The sequence below is a fragment of the Streptomyces sp. NPDC051322 genome, assembly GCF_040689485.1.
Taxonomy (GTDB): domain Bacteria; phylum Actinomycetota; class Actinomycetes; order Streptomycetales; family Streptomycetaceae; genus Streptomyces.
In genome coordinates, this window is record NZ_JBFBAK010000012.1 from 82,985 (window position 1) to 103,943 (window position 20,959).

Below are 20,959 nucleotides of genomic sequence, written 5' to 3' on the forward strand. Positions count from 1 at the left end.
ATAAAAATCCGCACCGCCCACATGCCGGACGCCGCCGCTCGGCATGCGTGCCCGGTCAGCGCGGCCGGGGGTCCACCCGCACGCTGAGGTCGTTGTCCACGGTGTAGTACGGGGCCGCCCTCGCGGCCGTGTCCGCACCGCCCTGCCCGTCGCCACCATCACCGCTGCCACCCTCGCCACTGCTACTGCTACTGCCACTGCCGCTGCCGGTGAGGGCGAAGAACGACGGCGGATAGACGAAGACGCTCTTCCGGTCGGCGAGGTCGTCGAGGATCCTGCTGATCCGGATGTCCGGTCCGTTCGACCCCTCGGGCAGCAGCCACAGATCCCACAACCGGGACTCCGCCGGACCGTCCCCGGCCAGCGGCCGGTACGGCAGCGTGCAGCTGAAGCCGCCCTCCGCACCACCCGTCACAGCCTCCCGGTGCACCTGGCCGCGCGCGCCGCGCAGCCGGGCCTCCAGGGTGGCGTGGGGGCCGAATACCGCCCCGTAGAGCTGTCCCCGCACGGTCAGCGCCCCGTCCCGCACGGTGAGCTCGCCCGCTTCCGCGTGCGGAGCGCGCATCCAGCAGCGTAGCGAGAGCTTCCCGTTGACGGTCCGGTACGGCACCCGGGCGACGACCGTCCGGGCAGCGGCGGGCGGCACCCGGTCGACGAGCGTCCGCAGGTCCCGCAGGCCGGGCTCGATGCGTCGCTCGCCCTCGGAGCCGCACTCCGCGAACACGTCCCAGCGGCCCTCCGCGAGTTCGGCACCGGCGCCCAGGACGGTGCGCAGCCGTCCGTCACCGGCCACGGTGAGCGCCAGCGTGAGCCGGTCGTCGCTGCCGCGGCGCTTCAGCACCAGCGCCGCGGGGCGGGAGGCGGTGACGCCGGGACCGGCGCGGTCGGGAACGGCGAGTTCGAAGGTGAGCGCGCCGTCGGCGTCGGCCGTGCAGTCAGCGGACAGCTGTGGTGCGGCATCGGACCGGCTCATGCGACTCTCCCCTTACGTGCCCGTGCGACAACCCGGCTACTCAGTGCGTATCCCTTGCCGAGCAGAGTGCCCCGGGCACGGCTCAGGCCGTCGTTCAGGGCGCTGCGCGGCCGGGCGCCTCCGCGGGCGGCCAGAAGTTCGGCGAACAGGGCCTCATGACGCCCGGCGATCAAGGCCGGATCGAAGCGGGCCGCGTTCTGCCTGGCGGCCCGGCCCATCCGGCGGCGCAGCCCGTCGTCCTGGATCAGCTCGAGGAGCGCTGCGGCAATCGCCCCGGTGTCGCCGACCGGCACCAGCCGGCCGTCGACGCCGTCGCTGATGATCTCGCGGGGGCCGTGCGGGCAGTCGGTGGAGACGACGGTCAGTCCGGAGCGCATCGCCTCCACGATGGACATCCCGAAGGACTCCAGACGTGAGGTGACCGCGGCCACCGATCCCTTGGCCCATTCAGGCTCGATCGGGTTGGCCGGCCCCATCAGGAACACGTGGTTGTAGAGGCCCAGCTCATTGATGAGCGTGCGCAGACTGCTCTTCTCGTTCCCGCTCGCGTCACCGCTGCCGTAGATGCGCAAACGCCAGTCGGGGCGCACCGCGACCACCTCGGCGAAGGCCCGGATCAGCAGGTCGAACCGTTTGGTCTCGGTGAGCCGCCCCGCTGCCACCACCCACCGGGCCGTGGAATCGGAGGGCGGGAGTCTGGGCTCGGGAACGCTGTTCGGGATGGCTTCGACACGCAGACCGGAGATCGCCAGTCGGCGGCGGTAGGACTCCGCGTCGGCCTCGGAGACGGTGGTGACGGCATCGAGCAGCCCGTAGCGGTGTCCGATCTCGCGGCGCAGTAGCCCGCCATGGCTGTCCAGGGTGAGGTGCTCCTGACCTACCCGGACCGGCCCGCGCCGCACCTGACGGGCGATGTGGACGTTCAGGCCGGGACGGGTACCGACCACGACATCGGCGTCCAGGGTCTTCAGGTAACGGGCGATCCGGGCATCGGTCAGGCGGCTGTACTGCCGGTGGCGGTTGTCGCCGCGCGGGAAGACGGTCGCCGGTCTGGAGTGTTCCGGGTCGTCGCCGTCGTAGCTCTTGCTGTCCTTCCGCAGATCCACCAGGTGACTCATCCGCACGCCGGCGGGTGCGCCCAGGGTCGGCCGGTCGAGATGGCGGAACGCCGACACGATCTCCACGTCGTGCTGCTCGGCGAGCGTCTCGGCGAGCGTGAAGGTGGTCCGGATGGTGCCGCCTATGCCGTAGGCGTTGTGAAGCATGAACGAAATGTGCATGTCGCCGCCGCATCCCCCGTGTTTCTCATGTGACTGCTGTGAATGGACTGTACCTGGGCAGCCGGGGACTTTCGATTCCGTTCGCCTTTACGCGTGACCCCGGCCACGGATCGCCCGTTGTTCTCTTGATAGCCGGGAACTGCCCGGCGCACGAACCGAGTTCGAGGAGCCACCCGTGCCGCGCATGCTCGACGTCAGCCAGGACGTACGTGCCGAGATCGGCGACGAAGAAGCTGATCAGCTGCTCGCCGGCGACACCGCCTCCGGCAGTTACGACTGCACCTCCTGCCGAACCCCGGGAGACTCCGCGCAGGAGCGCACCAGCACCGTGCTCTTCGTCGGCGACGAAACCGCTGTGCTCGCCTTCGCCCACGCCACCTGCATCCCCTCGCAGGTGGTCAGGGTCTCCGAGACGCAGCTGCAGGGTGCCGTACGGAGCATCACCGGCGAAGGCTCGGCGGCGGCAGCAGGACCGGCGCACGCATCCCCGGTCGCCGCCGGTGCGGAGCAGGCCGTGCTGGGCATCACCAGTGGCCTGGTGCTGATCAAGGGCGAACTCCATCCCGCGCTGGTCGTCGAACCGACCGCACCCGTCGTCCGCCCGGGCTCACCGGAGACCGGGGACGAGTTCCTCCAGCTCCTCAATGAACAGGGCTTTCGTGCCATCGGTGATCTGAACCAGGTGCCGGCCGCTCTGCCCGGCTGGTCCGTGCTGCTCGCCATGGGCCAGCTGCACGCCATCCTGCAGCCGGGCTCCGGCGGCGGCAGCCCGGTGTCCTGGTGGCAGGCCCACCAGCCGCTGCATGTCACCGATGACTGGCGCTCGGCCGCCAACAAGTCGCACACCGTGCTCGTCTATGCGGCGCCGGTGGGTTCGATCGGCCAGCAGGGGCGGGAGGACCTGCTGCGGGACGCCCTGGACCGAGCGGCGATGCGCGGCGCGCTGGTCGCCGCCGCCCTGCCGCTGGCCGGTACCTGAGCGGCCCTTCCGGTAACCCCCGGCCGCCGCATGCCGGTACCGGGGGTTATCGGCATGTTCGGGCGGAAGAAACCATTACGCGCCGCACCGCATCCCACGAGCGACCTGATCGTTTCCCCTATGTGCACCCATACGAGCCGAGCCGCCAGCCGTACCATCAGATTCCCGCCATGCGCCCGTCGCAGGACACGTCGAGCAGCCGCTCGGCCACGCCGATCTACGACGCGCTCTGCTCCGAGTACCGCAGAGCCTTCCGGACCCTCCCCGGCGACCGAAGCAACGAGGAGAACACCGGCTTCACCGCCTTCGGCACCGGGCAGCACGGCAGCGGTCCCCACGGGACCGGTCTGCACACCACCGGTCTGCACAGCGCCGGCCCGCACAGCGCGGGCCTGCACGGCAGCGGCCCGCACAGCAGTGGTCACCGGCCCGCGGAGAACGTCGGGTTCTGGCAGCGGCAGTCCACCGGGACCCATGTCCCGGCAGCGCTGCCGCCCGGCCCGCGCAGGGCCACCTGAACTACTTCTTGCGCCCGCGCTTCTCGCGCACCCGCACCGAGATGTGGATCGGCGTGCCCTCGAAGCCGAACTCCTCGCGCAGCCGGCGCTCGATGAAGCGCCGGTACCCCGCCTCCAGGAAGCCCGAGGCGAACAGCACGAAACGCGGCGGCATCGTGCCGGCCTGCGTTCCGAAGAGGATCCGCGGCTGCTTGCCGCCGCGGACCGGGTGCGGGTGCGCGGCCACGATCTCGCCCAGGAAGGCATTCAGCCTGCCGGTCGGGATCCGGGTCTCCCAGCCCTCGATGGCGGTCTCGATCGCCGGGACCAGCCTCTCCATGTGCCGTCCGGTGCGCGCGGAGATGTTCACCCGGGGTGCCCAGGCGACCTGGCCCAGCTCGGTCTCGATCTCGCGCTCCAGGTAGTACCGGCGCTCCTCGTCGAGGTTGTCCCACTTGTTGAACGCGAGGACCATCGCCCGGCCCGCCTCGACGGCCATCGTGACGATGCGCTGGTCCTGCACGCTGATGGATTCGGTCGCGTCGATGAGCACGACGGCGACCTCCGCCTTCTCGACGGCGGCGGCGGTACGCAGCGACGCGTAGTAGTCCGCGCCCTCCTGGAGGTGCACGCGGCGGCGGATACCGGCCGTGTCGATGAACTTCCAGACGACGCCGCCGAGCTCGATCAGCTCGTCGACCGGGTCCCGGGTGGTCCCCGCCATCTCGTTGACGACCACCCGGTCCTCTTTCGCCACCTTGTTCAGCAGGGACGATTTGCCGACGTTCGGCCGGCCGATGAGCGCGATCCTGCGCGGGCCGCCGACGGTGCTGCCGAAGGTCTGGGCCGGCGCTTCGGGGAGCGCTTCGAGCACCGCGTCCAGCATGTCGCCGGTGCCCCGGCCGTGCAGTGAGGAGACCGGGTGCGGTTCGCCGAGGCCCAGCGACCAGAGCGCGGTGGCGTCCGCCTCGCCGCTCTGGCCGTCGACCTTGTTGGCGCAGAGCACGACGGGCTTGCCGGCCCGGCGCAGCAGCTTGACGACGGCTTCGTCGGTGTCGGTGGCGCCGACCGTCGAGTCGACGACGAAGACCACCGCGTCGGATGCCTCGATCGCGTACTCGGCCTGGGCCGCGACGGAGGCGTCGAGGCCCAGTACGTCTTGCTCCCAGCCACCGGTGTCTACGACCTTGAACCGGCGTCCGGCCCACTCGGCCTCGTAGGTGACCCGGTCGCGGGTGACGCCCGGCTTGTCCTGCACCACGGCCTCACGGCGGCCGATGATGCGGTTCACCAGGGTCGACTTGCCGACATTCGGCCGGCCGACGACGGCGAGGACGGGCAGGGGGCCGTGCGAGGCCTCTTCGAGAGCGCCTTCGACGTCTTCGACGTCGAAGCCCTCTTCCGCGGCGAGCTCCATGAACTCCGCGTACTCGGCGTCGCCGAGTGCTCCGTGGTCGTGCTGGTCGTTCATGAAGTCCGTTCCTCTTGTACGTCATCGATGGACCGCGGTTGCGCGGTCCACTACTCAAGTCTCACTCAGCGCCCGGTGAGGCGCCTGGCACTTTCCAGGTGGCCGGTCAGCCGCTGCTGGATCCGTACCGTGGCGTCGTCCAGCGCCTTGCGGGTACGCCGCCCGTGCGGGTCCCCCGCGTCGAAGGCATCCCCGAAGACGACGTCGATCCTGCTGCGCAGCGGCGGCAGCGGGCTCCGCGCCGACCGTCCGCCGCGGCGCTCCCGGCTGCCGAGTACGGCGACGGGCACGATGGGCGCACCGCCGCGTACCGCGAAGTACGCGAGCCCCGCCCGCAGTGAGGCGAAATCGCCCTCGCCTCGGGTGCCCTCGGGGAAGATCCCGAGGACCCCGCCGTCGGCGAGCACGCCGAGCGCCTGGGTGATCGCTGCCCGGTCGGCGATCGTACGGTCCACCTTCACCTGACCGATCCCGCGCAGGAACGGGTCGAGGGGGCCGGCGAACGCCTCCTTCTTGATCAGGAAATGCACCGGCCGGGGCGCCGTCCCCATCACCATGGGCCCGTCGATGTTGTGCGCGTGGTTCACCGCCAGGATGACCGGGCCGCTCGCCGGGACCCGCCAGGCACCGAGGACGCGGGGCCGCCAGAGCCCGTACATCAGCCCGATGCCGATACCCCGCCCTACGGCGGCGCCACGTAGCGCGGGTGCCGTCACTTGGCGGCCTGCTTCTCCTCGACGAGGGTGACGACGCACTCGATGACCTGCTGCAGGGTCAGTTCCGTGGTGTCCACCTCGACCGCGTCGTCCGCCTTGGCGAGCGGCGAGGTCTTGCGGCTGGAATCGGCCGTGTCCCTCTTGATCAGCGCGTCCTTGGTGGCGGCCAGGTCAGCGGCTTCCTTGCCCTTGAGCTCGCCGTTGCGGCGGGCCGCCCGGGCCTCCGGAGAGGCGGTGAGAAAGACCTTCAGGTCAGCGTCGGGAAGGACCGTGGTGCCTATGTCGCGTCCCTCGACCACGATGCCGTCGGCCGCCGCGGCGGCGATGGAACGCTGCAGCTCGGTGATCCGGGCCCGCACCTCGGGAACCGCGCTGACCGCGCTGACCTTGGCAGTGACCTCCTGGGTGCGGATCGGCCCGGAGGCGTCGACCCCGTCGACCGTGATGGCCGGGGACAGCGGGTCGGTACCCGAGACGATCGACGGCTTGGCCGAGGCCACCGCGACGGCTGCCGCGTCCTGGACGTCGATGCCGTTGCTGATCATCCACCAGGTGATCGCCCGGTACTGGGCGCCGGTGTCCAGGTAGCTCAGCCCGAGCGCGGCGGCCACGGCCTTCGAGGTGCTGGACTTGCCCGTGCCGGAGGGGCCGTCGATGGCGACGATCACTGCTGCCGGGGCGATCCGGGCGGCGGTTTCCACGGTGACGGACACCTTCCTGCTTCACGGGGAGTCTGGCTGGGACGCCGATGCGCCCAGCCCAAGGTTACTGGCTGGACCGACCACCCCGTTACGCCGTCCGGCGCAGCCCCCGCTACTGCCGCAGCGACCAGCCCCGCTCCCTCAGCGACGCCGAGAGCACGGAGGCCGCGCTCGGCTCCACCATCAGCTGGACCAGGCCCGCCTGCTGGCCCGTCGCGTGCTCGATCCGCACGTCCTCGATGTTGACCCCGGCCCGGCCTGCATCCGCGAAGATCCGGGCCAGCTCGCCGGGCCGGTCGCTGATCAGGACGGCCACCACCTCGTACGAAGCGGGCGCCGCACCGTGCTTGCCCGGCACCCGCACCCGGCCTGCGTTGCCCCGCTTCAGTACGTCCTCGATGCCGCCGGCACCGCTGCGCCGCTTCTGCTCGTCCGAGGACTGCAGCGCCCGCAGCGACCGGACCGTCTCGTCCAGGTCATCGGCGATACCGGCCAGCACGTCAGCGACCGGGCCCGGGTTCGCCGAGAGGATCTCGATCCACATCCGCGGGTCCGACGCGGCGATCCTGGTGACGTCCCTGATGCCCTGGCCGCACAGTCGCACGGCGGTTTCGTCCGCCTCCTCGAGGCGGGCGGCGACCATCGAGGAGATCAGCTGCGGAGTGTGCGAGACCAGTGCCACAGCCCGGTCGTGTGCGTCGGCGTCCATCACCACCGGTACCGCCCGGCAGAGCGCCACCAGCTCCAGCGCCAGATTGAGCACCTCGGTGTCGGTGTCCCGGGTCGGGGTGAGCACCCAGGGCCGGCCCTCGAAGAGGTCCGCGGTCGCGGCCAGCGGGCCGGAGCGCTCCTTCCCGGCCATCGGGTGGGTACCGATGTAGGGAGCCAGGTCGCAGCCCACGGCTTCCAGTTCCCTGCGCGGTCCGCCCTTGACGCTGGCGACGTCCAGGTAGGCCCGGGCCACGCCCCTGCGCATCGCGTCGGCCAGTGTCCTGGCGACGTGGGCGGGCGGCACGGCGACGACGGCCAGGTCCGCCCGCCCTTCGAGCGGCTCGTCGGTGCCGGCGCCGAGCGCGGCCGCGGTCCGTGCCTGGGCCGCGTCGTGGTCGACGAGGTGCACGGTGATCCCCCGCCCGGCCAGTGCCAGCGCCGCGGAGGTACCGACCAGGCCGGTTCCGATGACGAGGGCGGTCCTCACTGGGCGATGTCCTTGCGCAGCGCCCCGGCCGCACCGAGGTAGACATGCGCGATGTCGGCCTTGGGCCGGTCGCTCTCGATGTGCGCCAGTACCCGCACGACGCGCGGCATGGCGCCGGCGATGTCGAGTTCCTGCGCGCAGATCAGCGGGACGTCGACCATGCCGAGCTTGCGGGCCGCGGCCGCCGGGAAGGCGCTGTGCAGGTCGGGGGTGGCGGTGAACCAGACGCTGATCAGGTCGTCCGGGGTGAGGTCGTTGCGTTCCAGTACAGCCGTGAGCAGGGCGCCGACCTGCTCCTCCAGGTGTCCGGCCTCGTCCCGCTCCAGCTGGACCGCGCCCCGGACCGCTCGTACCGCCACGTCGTGCTCCTTGTTCTGTGCTGCGCTGCTCGGTTCAGAGTAGTCAGCCGACCAGCTGTGCGGCGTCTGCGACCGCCCTCCGAGACGGCCGGGCGGCTCGCGTAGCCTCTCGCGCATGCGACTCACCCCGGAAGCGCTGGTGCGCGACCACACCGTCTACTCCTGCGTGATGGGTTCGCGCGCCTTCGGTCTGGCCACCGACTCCAGTGACACCGACCGCCGTGGTGTCTTCCTCGCGCCGACCCCGTCGTTCTGGAGTTTCGACAAGCCGCCGACCCATGTGGAGGGACCGGCCGACGAGCAGTTCTCCTGGGAACTGGAGCGCTTCTGCGAGCTGGCCCTGCGGGCCAACCCGAACATCCTGGAGTGCTTGCACTCCCCGCTCATCGAGCACGTCGACGCCACCGGCCGGGAGCTGCTGGCGCTGCGCGACGCGTTCCTCTCCCGGACCGTTCACCGCACCTTCACCCGGTACGCGCTGGGCCAGCGCAAAAAGCTGACGGCCGATGTACGGCAGTACGGCGCCCCGCGCTGGAAGCACGCCATGCATCTGCTGCGGCTGATGGCCGGCTGCTGGGACCTGCTGCGGACCGGTTCCCTGGTGATCGACGTCGGCGATGACCGGGAGCGGCTGCTCGCGGTGAAACGCGGCGAGGTGCCGTGGCCGGAGATCGAGCGCCGGATGGCCCGCCTCGCCGATGAGTGCGACGAGGCGGCCGCCCGGACCGCGCTTCCGCCGGAGCCGGACCGTGCGCGGATCGATGACTTCCTTTTCCGGACCCGGCAGAGGTCAGCACGCCGGCCGGGTCCGTACGGCGAAGTCGTGGAGCGCGTCGTGGACTGAGGCCGCGCACCCGACGTCGAAAGGGCTCAAGCGTCCCAGAGCGTGCCGAGTGCCAGCAGTTCGTCCCGGTACTCGATGCGTTCTGCCCATTCCTCCGGCCAGCCGCCAGGCCCCAGGTGGGCGCCGGCGAACGCGCCCGCCAGGCAGGCGATCGAGTCGGAGTCGCCCCGGGTGCAGGCCGCCCGACGCAGCGCCGTGACCGGTTCGTCCGGGAAGAGCAGGAAGCACAGCAGCGCTGTGGCCAGGGCCTCTTCGGCGATCCAGCCGTCGCCCGTCGCCAGGCAGGGGTCCGTCTCGGGGGACGGAGCGCGGAGGGCGCCGACGAGCCGGTCGAGGGCGGCCAGGCAGTCGTCCCAGCCTCGCGCCATGAAGGCGTCGGGGGTCGCGTCCTGGGAGTGCGTCCACAGATCGCCCAGCCAGCGCTCGTGGTAACGGGTGCGGTTCTCGAGTGCGTACGAACGCAGTTGCCCCACCAGCCCGGTCGGCTCGGTGCCCTGGGCCAGCAGGAACACCGCCCGGGCCGTCAGATCGCTCGCGGCCAGGGCTGTCGGGTGGCCGTGGGTGAGGGCGGACTGCAGCTGCGCCGCTCCGGCGCGCTGTTCCTCGCTGAGGCCGGGTATCAGACCGATCGGCGCGACCCGCATGTTGGCACCGCAGCCCTTGGAGCCGATCCGGCTCGCCTGCTGCCAGGGCCGGTCGCTGTCCAGCAGTTCACAGGCGGTCAGGCAGGTGTTGCCGGGGGCCCGGTTGTTCTCCGGCGAGTGGTACCACGTCACGAACTCCGCGCGTACCGGCGGCACCAGGGTCGCCGGCGCCGGCGGTCCGGCTTCCGTCGCGGTCCGCAGCCCCTTGCCCAGCGCGAGCGTCATCTGGGTGTCGTCCGTGACCAAGGCGGGCCTGGGCAGCTCCATCTCCCGCCAGGGGCCGCACTTGGCCAGAATCGTGGGGACGTCGTTGAACTCGGTCGGGAAACCGAGTGCGTCTCCGAGGGCGAGTCCGATCAGCGCGCCTGTCGCGGCGCGTTCCGTGGTGGTGACGGGCTTGCTCGTGGGGCTCATTCGGTTCGTCCTTCCGGGCGCAGCAGAGGTGGGTGCAGGGCGGTGGCAGGGCCCGCCCGGTAGAGGGCGGCCGGTTTGCCCCGGCCGCCGGTCAGGCGCGCGGCGCCGGCCACGGCCTGCACGAAGCCCGGTGTGGCAAGGACTTTGCGCCGGAAGTTGGGGCGGTCGAGTGCGGTGCCCCAGACCGTCTCGTACACCTGCCGCAGCTCGCCGAGGGTGAATTCGGGCGGGCAGAAGGAGGTGGCGAGACAGGAGTACTCGATCTTGGCGCCGATCCGGTGGTGCGCGTCGGTGAGGATCCGTGCGTGGTCGAAGGCGAGTTCGCGCGCGCTGTCCACCGGCATCCACTGGGCGTGCGCCGCGTCGCCGCCGCCCTGCGGTTCCGGCAGGTCCGGTACGAGCGCGGTGTAGGCGACCGAGACGACCCGCATCCTGGGGTCGCGGTCCGGCCGGCTGTAGGTCCGCAGCTGCTCCAGGTGGTGGTGGGCCAGGGTCGCGTCGGACAGCCCGGTCTCCTCGGCGAGTTCGCGCCCGGCGGCTTCCTCGGCGGACTCCGTCGGCAGGACGAATCCGCCGGGGAGCGCCCAGGCGCCCCGGTAGGGCTCCTGGCCGCGCCGGATCAGCAGCACCTGCAGTTCGGCGTCCCTGACGGTGAAGACGGCGAGGTCGACGGTGACGGCGAACGGCTCGAAGGCGTGCGGGTCATAGCCGTGCATCGCGCCGCCCGTCATCCGGTGGCCTCCCGATGGCGTTCCGGGAGCGGGTCGGCGAGGTTCCAGCCGTCGGTCAGCAGCGCGTCCACGGCGGCGACCGCGGTATCGAGCCGCTGTCGGTGCGAGCCGCTGAGCATGCGGAACGGCCGCCCGGCGCGGGTGAGTTCCTCGCGGAACCTGCCTGTCATCCAGGGCCGCAGATGCGCGCCGTCGCGCAGCCCGTCGTCCTCGAAACTGACGCCCACATGGTCGGTGAGCAGCCACAGGTGCTGTCTGCCCCGTGCGGCGAGTGCGGCGACCTGCTCGCTGCGTCCGCCCAGGTAGCGCTCGTGCCAGAGAGTGGTGGCGAAGGCGTCGGTGTCGCAGAACAGCACGGGCGATCCGGTGCGGGCCGCCGCGTTCTCCCGCTCGGCCTGGCCCTGGGCGATCAGCGGGAAGTCCTCCGTTCGGAAGGTGACCTGCTGCCAGTCGGCGTCCGGTCGTACGGCCCGTAGGTCTGCCAGCTTCTGCTCGCTGAACTCCCGCCCGTACTCGGCCACATACCGGGTCTGCGCCCACACCCCACCCCGGCGCCGGTACGTCTCGGTCAGGGCCCGGGCCAGAGTGGTCGTCCCGGTCGACTCCGCGCCCAGCACCACGACCCGGCGGACGAGTCCGGCGCGCACCGGCGGCTCCAGGAAGTCCCAGCAGTCCGCCGGGGCCCTGCGCACAGCGGTCCCGGACACCGGGAAGACCGTACGGTCCGGGTCCACCGGCACGTGCTCCGCGCCGAACCGGCGGGCCAGCTCGTCCCCGTACCGCTCGGAGGTGTACACGGCGTCCACGCGCTCGGGCACCGCGCCGCGGAAGACCGCCATGTGCGCGTCCCAGATCAAGGGGTCGCCGGTGTCCATCGGGATGTCGTCGACGGCACCCACCACCCGTACCTGCGGGTGCACTTCACGCATCCAGGCCATCCGGTCCGCGAGGGAGAGCGACTCGACGGCGGCGGCACAGACCAGGACGGTCAGCTGCTCGCAGCGGTCCTGTGCGGTCCGGACGAGATGGTGGTGCCCGGCGTGCGGCGGATAGAACTTGCCGAGGACCAGGCCGTGTCCGTGCTTCTTCATGCCGGCACCCCGGCCGACTGCCGTGCCTCGTCGCCCCGCCAGTTGCGCAGACCCACGACGCACAGCGCGAGGAACCCGACGTAGAGCAGCGAGGTCAGATAGAGGTCCTTGTACGCGTACAGCGGGATGTACACCACGTCCGCCGCGATCCAGAGCCACCAGGACTCGACGAGCTTCTTGCACTGGCCGTAGGTGGCCATCAGCGACAGCGCGGTCGTCAGGGCGTCCCAGAAGGGGACGGTCGAGTCGGTCGCACCTGCCAGCAGGGCCCACAGGCCGAGAGTCCCCACCGCCCCCGCCGCGAGCAGCCGGCCCCACTCGGTGCGGTCGGTACGCCGCACCGGCAGCTCGGGGCCTGGTCCACCCCCGTGGGTCCAGGTCCACCAGCCGTAGGCGGCGAGGGCGATGAAGACGAACTGGAGGCCTGCGTCGGCGTACAGGCCTGCCTGCAGGAACAGCAGGATGAAGAAGGCGTTGTTGGCGATGCCGATCGGCCAGTTGGCGATGTGCTGCCGGGCGACGAGCCGGACACAGAGCGCACCGCTGCCGAAGCCGAGCACCTCCGTCCAGCTCACCGGGGTGTTCAGGACGGTCACCAGTGGCTGCTGCAACGGGTCGAGTACGTCTGCGAGACTCACGCCCGCCTCCTTTATGGTCACTATGACTATAAAGGAGGCGAGGGGCCGCCACAAGCAAAAAACCCGGCCCCCGCGAAAGCGGGGGCCGGGCCTGCGGGTGCGGGCCTACAGGCCGACTTCCTTCATCAGCATGCCGACCTCGGTGTTGGTCAGGCGGCGCAGCCAGCCCGACTTCTGGTCGCCCAGCGGGATCGGGCCGAAGCTGACCCGGACCAGCTTCTCGACCGGGAACCCGGCCTCCGCGAGCATCCGGCGAACGATGTGCTTGCGGCCCTCGTGCAGGGTCACCTCGACCAGGTAGTTCTTCCCGGTGTTCTCGACGACCCGGAAGTGGTCGGCGCGGGCGTATCCGTCCTCCAGCTCGATGCCGTCCTTGAGCCGCTTGCCGAGGTCGCGCGGCAGCGGGCCCTGGATCGCGGCGAGGTAGGTCTTCTTGACGCCGTACCGGGGGTGGGTCAGCCGGTGAGCCAGCTCGCCGTGATTGGTGAGCAGGATGATGCCCTCGGTCTCCGTGTCGAGACGGCCCACGTGGAACAGCCGGGTCTCCCGGTTGGTGACGTAGTCACCGAGGTTCTGACGCCCGTCCGGGTCCTCCATCGAGGAGACGACGCCGGCCGGCTTGTTCAGCGCGAAGAAGAGATACGACTGGGTGGCGACGGTCAGGCCGTCCACTTTGATCTCGTCCTTCGGCAGGACCCGCCGGCCCTGCTCCATGACGATCTCACCGTTGATCTCGACCCTGGCCTGGTCGATCAGTTCCTCGCAGGCGCGCCGCGATCCCATACCGGCCCTGGCCAGCACCTTCTGCAGGCGCTCGCCCTCCTCCTCGGCACCGGGGAAGGTCTTGGGGGTCTTCACCTGCGGCTTGTTGTGCCGCTCCCGGTTGCGCTCCTCGATCTTGGCGTCGAGCTCGCGCGGCCTGGAGGTCTCCCGCTGCCCGTGCGGGCCACGGCGCGGGGCGCCCCCGCTCTTCGGGCTCTTCGGGCCGCCCTTGGCGCCACCGCGCGCCGAAGCGCCGCGGCTGCCGCCGCCGGACTTGCGGCCCTGCTCCTCGGACGAACCGGTGCCGACGTCGTAACGGCGCTCCTCGGGGCGGGGCCGGCGCGGACGCTCCTCCTGCTTGTCGCCGCGCGCTCCGCCGGACCTGGGCCGGGAGGACGGGGTCTTCCCGCCCGCACCCCGGTTGTCCCGGTTGCCGCTTCCGCTGTTCCTGCCGTTGCTTCGCATCAAAGTTCCGTCTTGTCGTCTGCGTCGGTGTCCGGACCGTCCGGTGCATCCGGATCGAACGACGGCACACCTTCCTGTGTCTCGGCCTCGATCGCTTCCGCCTCGGGAAGGAAGGGCGCGAGCTCCGGGAGCTCGTCCAGGCCTCGCAGGCCCATTCGCTCCAGAAAGTAGTTCGTCGTCCTGTACAGGATCGCACCTGTTTCGGGTTCCGCGCCCGCCTCATCGACCAGACCGCGCTGCAGCAGGGTCCGCATGACCCCGTCGCAGTTCACCCCGCGGACCGCGGAGACCCGGGAACGGCTCACCGGCTGGCGGTACGCGACCACCGCGAGCGTCTCCAGAGCGGCCTGGGTGAGCCGCGCCTGCTGCCCGTCCAGGACGAATCCCTCGACCGCTTCGGCGTACTCGGGACGGGTGTAGAACCGCCAGCCGCCCGCCACCAGACGCAGGTCGAAGCCGCGCCCCTGGACGGTGTACTCGTCGGACAGCGCGCGCAGCGCGTCGGCGACCTCGCGCCGGGGCCGGTCGAGCACCTTGGCCAGGTGTTCTTCGGTGGCCGGCTCGTCGACGACCATCAGGACCGCCTCCAGCGCGGGCTTGAGATCACTCACGCCTTCTCCTCCACCAGGTGGTCGAACTGATCGAATTCGTCGGTGACGGCCGGCTTCGCTCCGTCTCCCCCGGTCCACCGCACCAGCAGCTCGCCGAGCGCCTCCTGCTGGTCCAGGGAGATGGCCTTCTCCCGGTACAGCTCCAGCAGGGCGAGGAAGCGCGCCACCACCGTGAGTGTGTCGGCCGCGTCCTCGGTGAGCGTGCGGAAACTCACGTCACCACCTTCCCGCAGCCGTGCCATCACGATCTCCGCCTGCTCCTGCACGGAGACCAGCGGCGCATGGATGTGGTCCACATAGATCTGCGGCCGGGCCCGGGGCTGCATCGCCTTGACGGCGAGTTTCGCGAAGCCTTCGGCTCCGATACGGATGACGACGTCGGGCAGCAGCGCCGCATGGTGCGGCTCCAGGCCCACGGTCCGCGGGTAACGCCGGCCCTCGGCCTCCAGCCGCTCACTGAAGATCTCCGCGATCTGCTTGTAGGCGCGGTACTGGAGCAGCCGGGCGAAGAGCAGGTCGCGCGCCTCCAGCAGGGCGAGGTCCTCCTCGTCCTCGATCTCGGCGGCGGGCAGCAGCCGTGCGGCCTTCAGGTCGAGAAGCGTGGCGGCCACCACCAGGAACTCGGTGGTCTGGTCGAGGTCCCAGTCGGCACCCATGGCACGGATGTGCACCATGAACTCGTCGGTGACCTTGGACAGCGCGATCTCGGTGACGTCCAGCTTGTGTTTGGAGATCAGCTGCAGCAGCAGATCGAAAGGGCCCTCGAAATTGGCCAGTCGGACCTTGAACCGGCCATCTGCGGTGTCTTCCACCGGGACCGGAGCCGGTGCGGTGTCCGGCGCGGGTTCGGGTAGGGGTGGAAGTACTGCCGGTACGGGTTCCGGGGCCGGTGCGGGTGCGGCCGGTACTGCCGGTACGGGTTCCGGCGCCGGGGCCGGCCGTTCCGGCGTCGGGTGCGCCACCGGTGCCCCCGACGCCACGGGAGCTGCGCCCGGGCCACGCCCGAGGGCGCGGCGGCGGGGCTGAGCGGAGTCGTCGGTGGGCATCGGGTCCAGGGTACGGAGGTACGGGCGCGGCGGGGTCACCGGCGCGCAGCCGCTCAGCGCCCGCGCAGCCGCCGCACCAGAATGCTGGCGTCACCGCGTGACTCCAGGTCCGCCAGGACCACGGCGACCGCCTCCCGGACGATACGCCCGCGGTCCACGGCGAGGCCGTGTTCCCCGCGCAGCACCAGCCGGGCGTGCTCGAGGTCCATCAACTCCTCGGCCGAGACGTACACGGTGATCTTCTCGTCGTGGCGTTCCCGACCGGTGGGACGCCGGTTGGCCCCCCGGCCGCCACCACGGCGGCGCTGCTGCTGTCCGGTCTGCGGGGCGGGCGCCGGGGCTGTGCGCCCCTCTTGCGCCCGGCGGCCGCCCGCGGCGGCTTCCGCCTCGCTGTTCCTGGTGCGGGACTCCGGCGCCTCCGCCCCCGCGGTGGAGTGCTCGGCGGCCTGCGGCTCGGCGCGTTCGGCGGCGGAGGCCACCGAATCGCTCTCCCCCGCGGGCGCGGGTACCCGGGGCTGCTCGCCGTTGACCGGACGCCTCGGGGACGACGACTGGAGTGCCGTTCCTCCGGTGGTACGGAACAGTTCGTCGGCGCCCGGCAGACTCACTCGGCGTGACACCGGGCGAGCACCTCCCTGGCGAGCTGACGATAAGCGGCCGCGCCGACCGAGTTGGAGGCGTAGGTCGTGATGGGTTCGCCGGCGACGGTCGTCTCCGGGAAGCGCACGGTCCGCCCGATGACCGTGTGGTACACGTGGTCGTCGAAGGCTTCGACCACGCGTGCGAGCACCTCACGGCTGTGCACCGTGCGGGAGTCGTACATCGTGGCGAGGATGCCGTCGAGTTCGAGCTCGGGGTTGAGCCGCTCCTGGACCTTCTCGATGGTCTCGGTCAGCAACGCCACCCCGCGGAGCGCGAAGAACTCGCACTCCAGCGGCACGATCACCTTGTGCGCCGCGGTCAGCGCGTTGACGGTCAGCAGACCGAGCGACGGCTGGCAGTCGATCACGATGTAGTCGTAGTCCTGCATCAGCGGCTTGAGTGCCCGCTGCAGCGTGGACTCCCGGGCCACCTCGCTGACCAACTGCACTTCCGCGGCCGACAGGTCGATGTTGCTCGGCAGCAGGTCCATGTTGGGAACCGCGGTCTTCAGCAGCACCTCGTCCGCCGCCATGCCCCGCTCCATGAGCAGGTTGTAGACGGTGAGGTCGAGCTCCATCGGATTCACGCCGAGACCCACGGACAACGCGCCCTGCGGGTCGAAGTCGACGAGCAGGACCCGTCGTCCGTACTCCGCGAGCGCGGCACCCAGGTTGATGGTCGACGTGGTCTTGCCGACGCCGCCCTTCTGGTTGCACATCGCGATGATCTTGGCCGGCCCGTGGTCGGTCAGCGGTCCTGGGATCGGGAAGTACGGCAGCGGCCGTCCGGTCGGGCCGATCCGCTCGCGGCGCTGGCGGGCAGCGTCCGGGGCGAGCGTGGCCGCGTACTCCGGGTCGGGCTCGTACTCGGCGTCCGGGTCGTAGAAATGACCCTCGGGTACCTCGTTGTAGACGGCGAGATGGGTGGTCGTATCGCCACTCCGGTCGCCGGCCCTGGCGTTCACGTGTTGGCCGTCCATACTCTGGTGGGCTGTCGTCATGTGCTCTTGTGTTGCGAAGGCGCGGACAGCGACGGAGCCGACAGCCTCGCGCCCCGCAGGGCCATGGCTCCGAGCAGGCGCTCCTGGGTGACCACCCCCGGGAGTAAATGTCGACTCATTCACAAGTCGTCTTACCTCCTTGGACGTGACCAGGAAACTTTATCGATAGGTCAGCGTGGCATCATGCCGACGATGGGCGACTCTATGGCGTGTCACCGCTTCGCAGCAACACAATCCGCCGGACCCGACCCCATGTGTCGGCAACCGAACACCCCTCTGTCAAGGGCGCACAGGGGGCACAGAGCACGATTCGCGGGTGTACGAATCGCCTGAAGCGTTATGTTCGCGGCGAGTTGAGCGAGCGGAACAAAGAGGACGTAAGCGACTCCGGCCGGACCTCTGGGAGCAAGGTCCGGCCGGTTGCGCGAGATTGACGGCGCGTGTTGACGCGTCAGCCGAGCAGCGTGCTCAGTTCGGTGTGCGGAAGGTCGTGCGCCTCGGCCACCGAGCCGTAAACGACCTGCCCGTCATGGGTGTTGAGGCCCAGCGCGAGCGCGGAATCCCGGCGCAGCGCGTCCGCCCAGCCGCGGTTCGCCAGCTCCACGATGTACGGCAGGGTGGCGTTGGTCAGTGCATAGGTGGACGTGCTCGGCACCGCTCCCGGCATATTCGCCACGCAGTAGAACACCGAGTTGTGGATCTGGAAGGTCGGCTCGGCGTGCGTGGTCGGGTGGGAGTCCTCGAAGCAGCCACCCTGATCAATCGCAATGTCGACAAGTACACTTCCGGGCTTCATCTTGGCGACCAGCGCGTTGCTGACGAGCTTCGGCGCCTTGGCTCCGGGAATGAGAACGGCACCGATGACGAGGTCCGCCTCGACGACCGCCTTCTCCAGTTCGTAGGCATTGGAGACAATGGTCTGCACCTTCGTACCGAAGACCTTGTCCGCCTCGCGGAGCTTGTTGATGTCCTTGTCGAGCAGGGTGACGTGGAAGCCCATGCCGACGGCGATCTGAGTGGCGTTCCAGCCGGAGACACCGCCGCCGATGACCACCGCCCTGCCCGGCGCGGTGCCGGGCACACCGCCGGGCAGCACCCCGCGGCCGCCCACCGAACGCATCAGGTGGTAGGCGCCGACCTGCGGAGCGAGCCGGCCGGCCACCTCGGACATCGGGGCGAGCAGCGGCAGCTGACGGTTGGCGGTCTCGACCGTCTCGTACGCGATGGCGGTGGTGCCGGAGGCGAGCAGGGCGTCCGTGCACTCGCGTGACGCGGCGAGGTGCAGGTAGGTGAAGAGCGTCTGGTCCTTGCGGAGCCGGTGGTACTCCTCCGCGATCGGCTCCTTCACCTTGAGCAGCAGGTCGGCGGTGGCCCAGACCTCGTCCGCGGTGGGGAGAATCCGGGCGCCCGCCGCCACGTACTCCTCGTCCGGGATCGCCGATCCGACGCCGGCGTTCTGTTCGATGACGACCTGGTGACCGTGGCGCACCAGCTCGTGCACACCGGAGGGGGTGATCGCCACCCGGAACTCGTTGTTCTTGACTTCGCGGGGGATGCCGACCTTCACGTAGATCACGGTCCTTGGCTCAGGAGGATAACTCGGGCAATGCCAGACATACCCGAACATGCCCAGCACAGCTGGAGGCACCACGGATACACGCGACGAACCCAGTCTAATGAAGGACTTCTCCCTGTCTAGCCTTTCAAAGCATCAATCTTCCGCAGATACACCACGGATTTCGTAGGCAGATTTCAAATCGACCAGCAGTCTCTCGGCCGAACCCCTGTGCAGCCGAGCCGCCGCGGCGTCCCCGCGCCGGTCCAGGGCATCGGCCAGCCGCAGCTCCAGCGCCGCCTGAAGCCGCACGTCAACCGCCCGGCGGGCGCACTCCACCGCCTCCGTGCGGGTGCGCAGCGACTCGTCCGGCTGCCCTCCGGACTCCTGCACCCCGGCGAGCTCGCCCAGCGCCCGGGCCTGGCCGGCGAGGTCTCCGAGCCGGCGGTGCCCGGCCACGGCCGCCCGCCAGCTCCGCAGCGCATCGACGTACTGTCCGGCCCGGGCCTGGACGGTCCCGAGCCGACCGTGCAGCCGCGACTCGTCCGCCTGTTCGCCGCGCGACTGCCGATGTGCCAGGGCCCTGCCGTACCAGTCGGCGGCCCGCTGCAGGTCGCCCAGTTCCTGGTGGGCGCCGCCGACGGATTCCGTCGCCCGGCCCGTCGTGTACGGGTCACGGGCGGACCGCCCGGCGTCCAGCGCGGCCCTGTACCGGGCCAGCGCCTGCTGGATACGGCCGGCGCCGGCGTCCAGATCGCCCAGATCGAGCAGCGCGGCGGCCCGTTCCCGGTGCAGCCCGCGCCGCTCGGCGATCTTGAGGAGCAGCTGGTGGAGTGCGTACCGCTCGGGCGCCGCGGCGTCCGTGCCCCGGTGGGCCGCGAGCGCCCTCACCAGCGCGGCCACCAGCCGCCTGGCCAGGGTGTCGAGCTCTCCGTCGGCGGCAGCCAGCCGAGCCGACGCGAGCAGTGCGGGCAGCATCTGCCGCAGCCATGCGGCGGCGGCCGGGGCACTGGTGAACCGCAGCGAGCGCGGCAGCCCGGCGAGCTTCCTGCGGACGACCGATCCGTCCGGTTCGGTGATCGCCCAGCAGGACTGCAGCAGCCGGACGGTCCGCTCCAGCATCCGGGCGCGGGCCAACTCCACCTCGGCCGGACGATCCTGGCTCGTCACCAGGGCGCCGAGCAGGGGCATCAGGCAGCCCGGCACCTCGAACTGCGGGCCGTGCGCCCGCAGCAGTCCCAGTGCGGCGAACTCCTCCAGTGCGGCCTGCGCCGCCGGGATCGAACAGCCCGCCAGGGCGGAAGCGGTGTGCGCGTCGGCGAGTCCGGCGGGTGCCAGGGACAGCAGGCGCAGAATCCGCGCGGCGGGCTGCGGCAGCGAGCCGTGGACGAACCGGAAGGCGCGGGCCAGCGGCCTGGAGACGGTCCGCGGCTCCTCCGCGCCGTCGGGCAGGATCCACAGCTGCTTGGTGACATCGGCGACCGACGCCTTGGGCCGGGCTGCGAGCCAGCCCCCTACCAGGACGAGCGCGGCGGGCTGGCCTCCGCACTCCTCGGCCAGTGTCTCGGCGGTCCGCGGGTCCACGGTGACGCGCACCGTGCCGGCGAAGCGCCTGAGCAGCTCGACCGCGGAGCCGGTGTCGAGGCCGCCGAGCGTGCAGGGGCGGACATCGGGGAGACCGGTCAGCGGGCCGGTCGAGGTGGCCAGCACCAGCGAAGCGGACGCGTCGGGCAGCAACGGCTCGACCTGTTCGGCGTCGGTCGCGTCGTCGAGGAGCAGCAGCGCCCGGCGTTCTGCCAGGGCGGCGCGCACCAGCTCGGTGAGCTCCTCCTCGGCTGCTCCCGGAGGGGCCGGTACACCGAGCCCGTGCAGCAGCTCACGGGCCGTCTCCGCGGTGCTGACCGCGTCGCCACCGGGGGTACTGAGCCGCGCCCGCAGCAAACCGTCCGGGTAGTCGGCTGCGAGCTGCCCGGCCAGTTCCCCGGCCAGGGCGCTGCGGCCCGAACCGGGCCGTCCGGCGATCAGCAGGACCCGGGGCCCGGCACCCTTGCGGCCGGCCATGGTGTCCAGGCCCGCGCGCTCGATGTCGGCCCGCAGCGCCTTCAACTCCCGCCGCCGGCCCAGGAACTGCCCCGTTGCCGGCGCGGCCTTCGAGGTCGCGGCCCGGCCGACCGACTCCACCGCCTGATCCGTCACGGGCCTCGCTCCGTCCGCCAGCGCACCAGTCCGCCGGGGGCCCGGACCGGACAGTGCCGAGCGTAGTTCAGGTAGCCAGACGGGTCCGGCGGACCGTTGGGGCCGAATCCGCCACTCGGATCAGCCGATCATCCGACTGGCGGATC

General features: G+C 71.0%; 21 protein-coding genes. 3 read left to right on the forward strand and 18 right to left on the reverse strand.

From position 1 onward, the window contains the following. Positions 1-55 precede the first annotated feature (55 nt). Positions 56-973, reverse strand: a complete 918-nt coding sequence (locus AB0436_RS26220; RefSeq protein WP_366470390.1) for a transferase — start codon at positions 971-973, stop codon at positions 56-58. Beyond that, positions 970-2,253 carry a glycosyltransferase family 4 protein gene (locus AB0436_RS26225; RefSeq protein ID WP_366470391.1) on the reverse strand — a complete coding sequence of 428 codons (1,284 nt, stop codon included), beginning with the start codon at positions 2,251-2,253 and terminating at the stop codon, positions 970-972. Before AB0436_RS26225 ends, AB0436_RS26220 begins: the two co-directional genes overlap by 4 nt. A 175-nt stretch (positions 2,254-2,428) precedes the next feature. Between AB0436_RS26225 and AB0436_RS26230 the strand changes: the two genes are divergently transcribed. Together AB0436_RS26230 and AB0436_RS26235 are read left to right on the forward strand one after the other, a co-directional pair. Further along, positions 2,429-3,232: a hypothetical protein gene (locus AB0436_RS26230; RefSeq protein ID WP_366470392.1), complete on the forward strand. Its 804-nt coding sequence runs from the start codon at positions 2,429-2,431 to the stop codon at positions 3,230-3,232. Between the two features lie 170 nt (positions 3,233-3,402). Further along, positions 3,403-3,750, forward strand: a complete 348-nt coding sequence (locus tag AB0436_RS26235; RefSeq protein WP_366470393.1) for a hypothetical protein — start codon at positions 3,403-3,405, stop codon at positions 3,748-3,750. Between the two features lies 1 nt (position 3,751). Here AB0436_RS26235 and der read toward each other — a convergent pair whose 3' ends face one another. From der to aroH, 5 genes are all read right to left on the reverse strand, one after another. Further along, complete coding sequence (gene der, locus AB0436_RS26240) at positions 3,752-5,200, reverse strand: ribosome biogenesis GTPase Der (protein WP_366470394.1); 1,449 nt, start codon at positions 5,198-5,200, stop codon at positions 3,752-3,754. A gap of 65 nt (positions 5,201-5,265) precedes the next feature. Further along, positions 5,266-5,955, reverse strand: a complete 690-nt coding sequence (locus AB0436_RS26245) for a lysophospholipid acyltransferase family protein (RefSeq protein WP_366470395.1) — start codon at positions 5,953-5,955, stop codon at positions 5,266-5,268. After that, entirely contained in the window at positions 5,913-6,629 is a 717-nt protein-coding gene (gene cmk / locus AB0436_RS26250; protein ID WP_366470396.1) for a (d)CMP kinase, read from the reverse strand. Before cmk ends, AB0436_RS26245 begins: the two co-directional genes overlap by 43 nt. A 100-nt stretch (positions 6,630-6,729) precedes the next feature. Continuing rightward, entirely contained in the window at positions 6,730-7,815 is a 1,086-nt protein-coding gene (locus AB0436_RS26255; RefSeq protein ID WP_366470397.1) for a prephenate dehydrogenase, read from the reverse strand. Beyond that, the gene (gene aroH, locus AB0436_RS26260; protein ID WP_366470398.1) at positions 7,812-8,174 is read right to left on the reverse strand and encodes a chorismate mutase; all 363 of its coding nucleotides are present in this window, start codon (positions 8,172-8,174) and stop codon (positions 7,812-7,814) included. The genes AB0436_RS26255 and aroH overlap by 4 nt, the downstream gene beginning before the upstream one ends. Positions 8,175-8,289: 115 nt before the next feature. Between aroH and AB0436_RS26265 the strand changes: the two genes are divergently transcribed. Then, on the forward strand, positions 8,290-9,018 hold the full coding sequence (locus AB0436_RS26265) for a nucleotidyltransferase domain-containing protein (RefSeq protein ID WP_366470399.1): 729 nt from the start codon (positions 8,290-8,292) through the stop codon (positions 9,016-9,018). 26 nt (positions 9,019-9,044) lie between these two features. Here the strand turns inward: AB0436_RS26265 and AB0436_RS26270 are convergent, their stop codons facing one another. From AB0436_RS26270 to AB0436_RS26320, 11 genes are all read right to left on the reverse strand, one after another. Continuing rightward, the gene (locus tag AB0436_RS26270) at positions 9,045-10,076 is read right to left on the reverse strand and encodes an ADP-ribosylglycohydrolase family protein (RefSeq protein ID WP_366470400.1); all 1,032 of its coding nucleotides are present in this window, start codon (positions 10,074-10,076) and stop codon (positions 9,045-9,047) included. Further along, the gene (locus tag AB0436_RS26275; protein ID WP_366470401.1) at positions 10,073-10,807 is read right to left on the reverse strand and encodes an NUDIX domain-containing protein; all 735 of its coding nucleotides are present in this window, start codon (positions 10,805-10,807) and stop codon (positions 10,073-10,075) included. Before AB0436_RS26275 ends, AB0436_RS26270 begins: the two co-directional genes overlap by 4 nt. Beyond that, a complete protein-coding gene (locus AB0436_RS26280; protein ID WP_366470402.1) occupies positions 10,804-11,898 on the reverse strand; it encodes an AAA family ATPase in 1,095 nt (364 codons plus the stop codon). The genes AB0436_RS26275 and AB0436_RS26280 overlap by 4 nt, the downstream gene beginning before the upstream one ends. Beyond that, on the reverse strand, positions 11,895-12,536 hold the full coding sequence (pnuC, locus tag AB0436_RS26285) for a nicotinamide riboside transporter PnuC (protein WP_366470403.1): 642 nt from the start codon (positions 12,534-12,536) through the stop codon (positions 11,895-11,897). Before pnuC ends, AB0436_RS26280 begins: the two co-directional genes overlap by 4 nt. 105 nt (positions 12,537-12,641) lie before the next feature. Continuing rightward, entirely contained in the window at positions 12,642-13,763 is a 1,122-nt protein-coding gene (locus AB0436_RS26290) for a pseudouridine synthase (RefSeq protein WP_366470404.1), read from the reverse strand. After that, entirely contained in the window at positions 13,763-14,338 is a 576-nt protein-coding gene (gene scpB / locus AB0436_RS26295) for an SMC-Scp complex subunit ScpB (protein WP_366470425.1), read from the reverse strand. Before scpB ends, AB0436_RS26290 begins: the two co-directional genes overlap by 1 nt. A 32-nt stretch (positions 14,339-14,370) precedes the next feature. After that, positions 14,371-15,420, reverse strand: coding sequence for a ScpA family protein (locus tag AB0436_RS26300; protein ID WP_366470405.1), 1,050 nt, complete (start codon positions 15,418-15,420; stop codon positions 14,371-14,373). Positions 15,421-15,473: 53 nt separating this feature from the next. Continuing rightward, positions 15,474-16,028: a hypothetical protein gene (locus AB0436_RS26305; protein ID WP_366470426.1), complete on the reverse strand. Its 555-nt coding sequence runs from the start codon at positions 16,026-16,028 to the stop codon at positions 15,474-15,476. Beyond that, a complete protein-coding gene (locus AB0436_RS26310; RefSeq protein ID WP_365857891.1) occupies positions 16,025-17,185 on the reverse strand; it encodes a ParA family protein in 1,161 nt (386 codons plus the stop codon). Before AB0436_RS26310 ends, AB0436_RS26305 begins: the two co-directional genes overlap by 4 nt. A gap of 328 nt (positions 17,186-17,513) precedes the next feature. Continuing rightward, positions 17,514-18,629 (reverse strand): alanine dehydrogenase, encoded by a 1,116-nt coding sequence (gene ald / locus AB0436_RS26315; RefSeq protein ID WP_366470428.1) that lies wholly within the window; start codon positions 18,627-18,629, stop codon positions 17,514-17,516. Positions 18,630-18,773: 144 nt separating this feature from the next. Then, complete coding sequence (locus AB0436_RS26320; RefSeq protein WP_366470406.1) at positions 18,774-20,813, reverse strand: tetratricopeptide repeat protein; 2,040 nt, start codon at positions 20,811-20,813, stop codon at positions 18,774-18,776. Between the last annotated feature and the right edge of the window lie 146 nt (positions 20,814-20,959).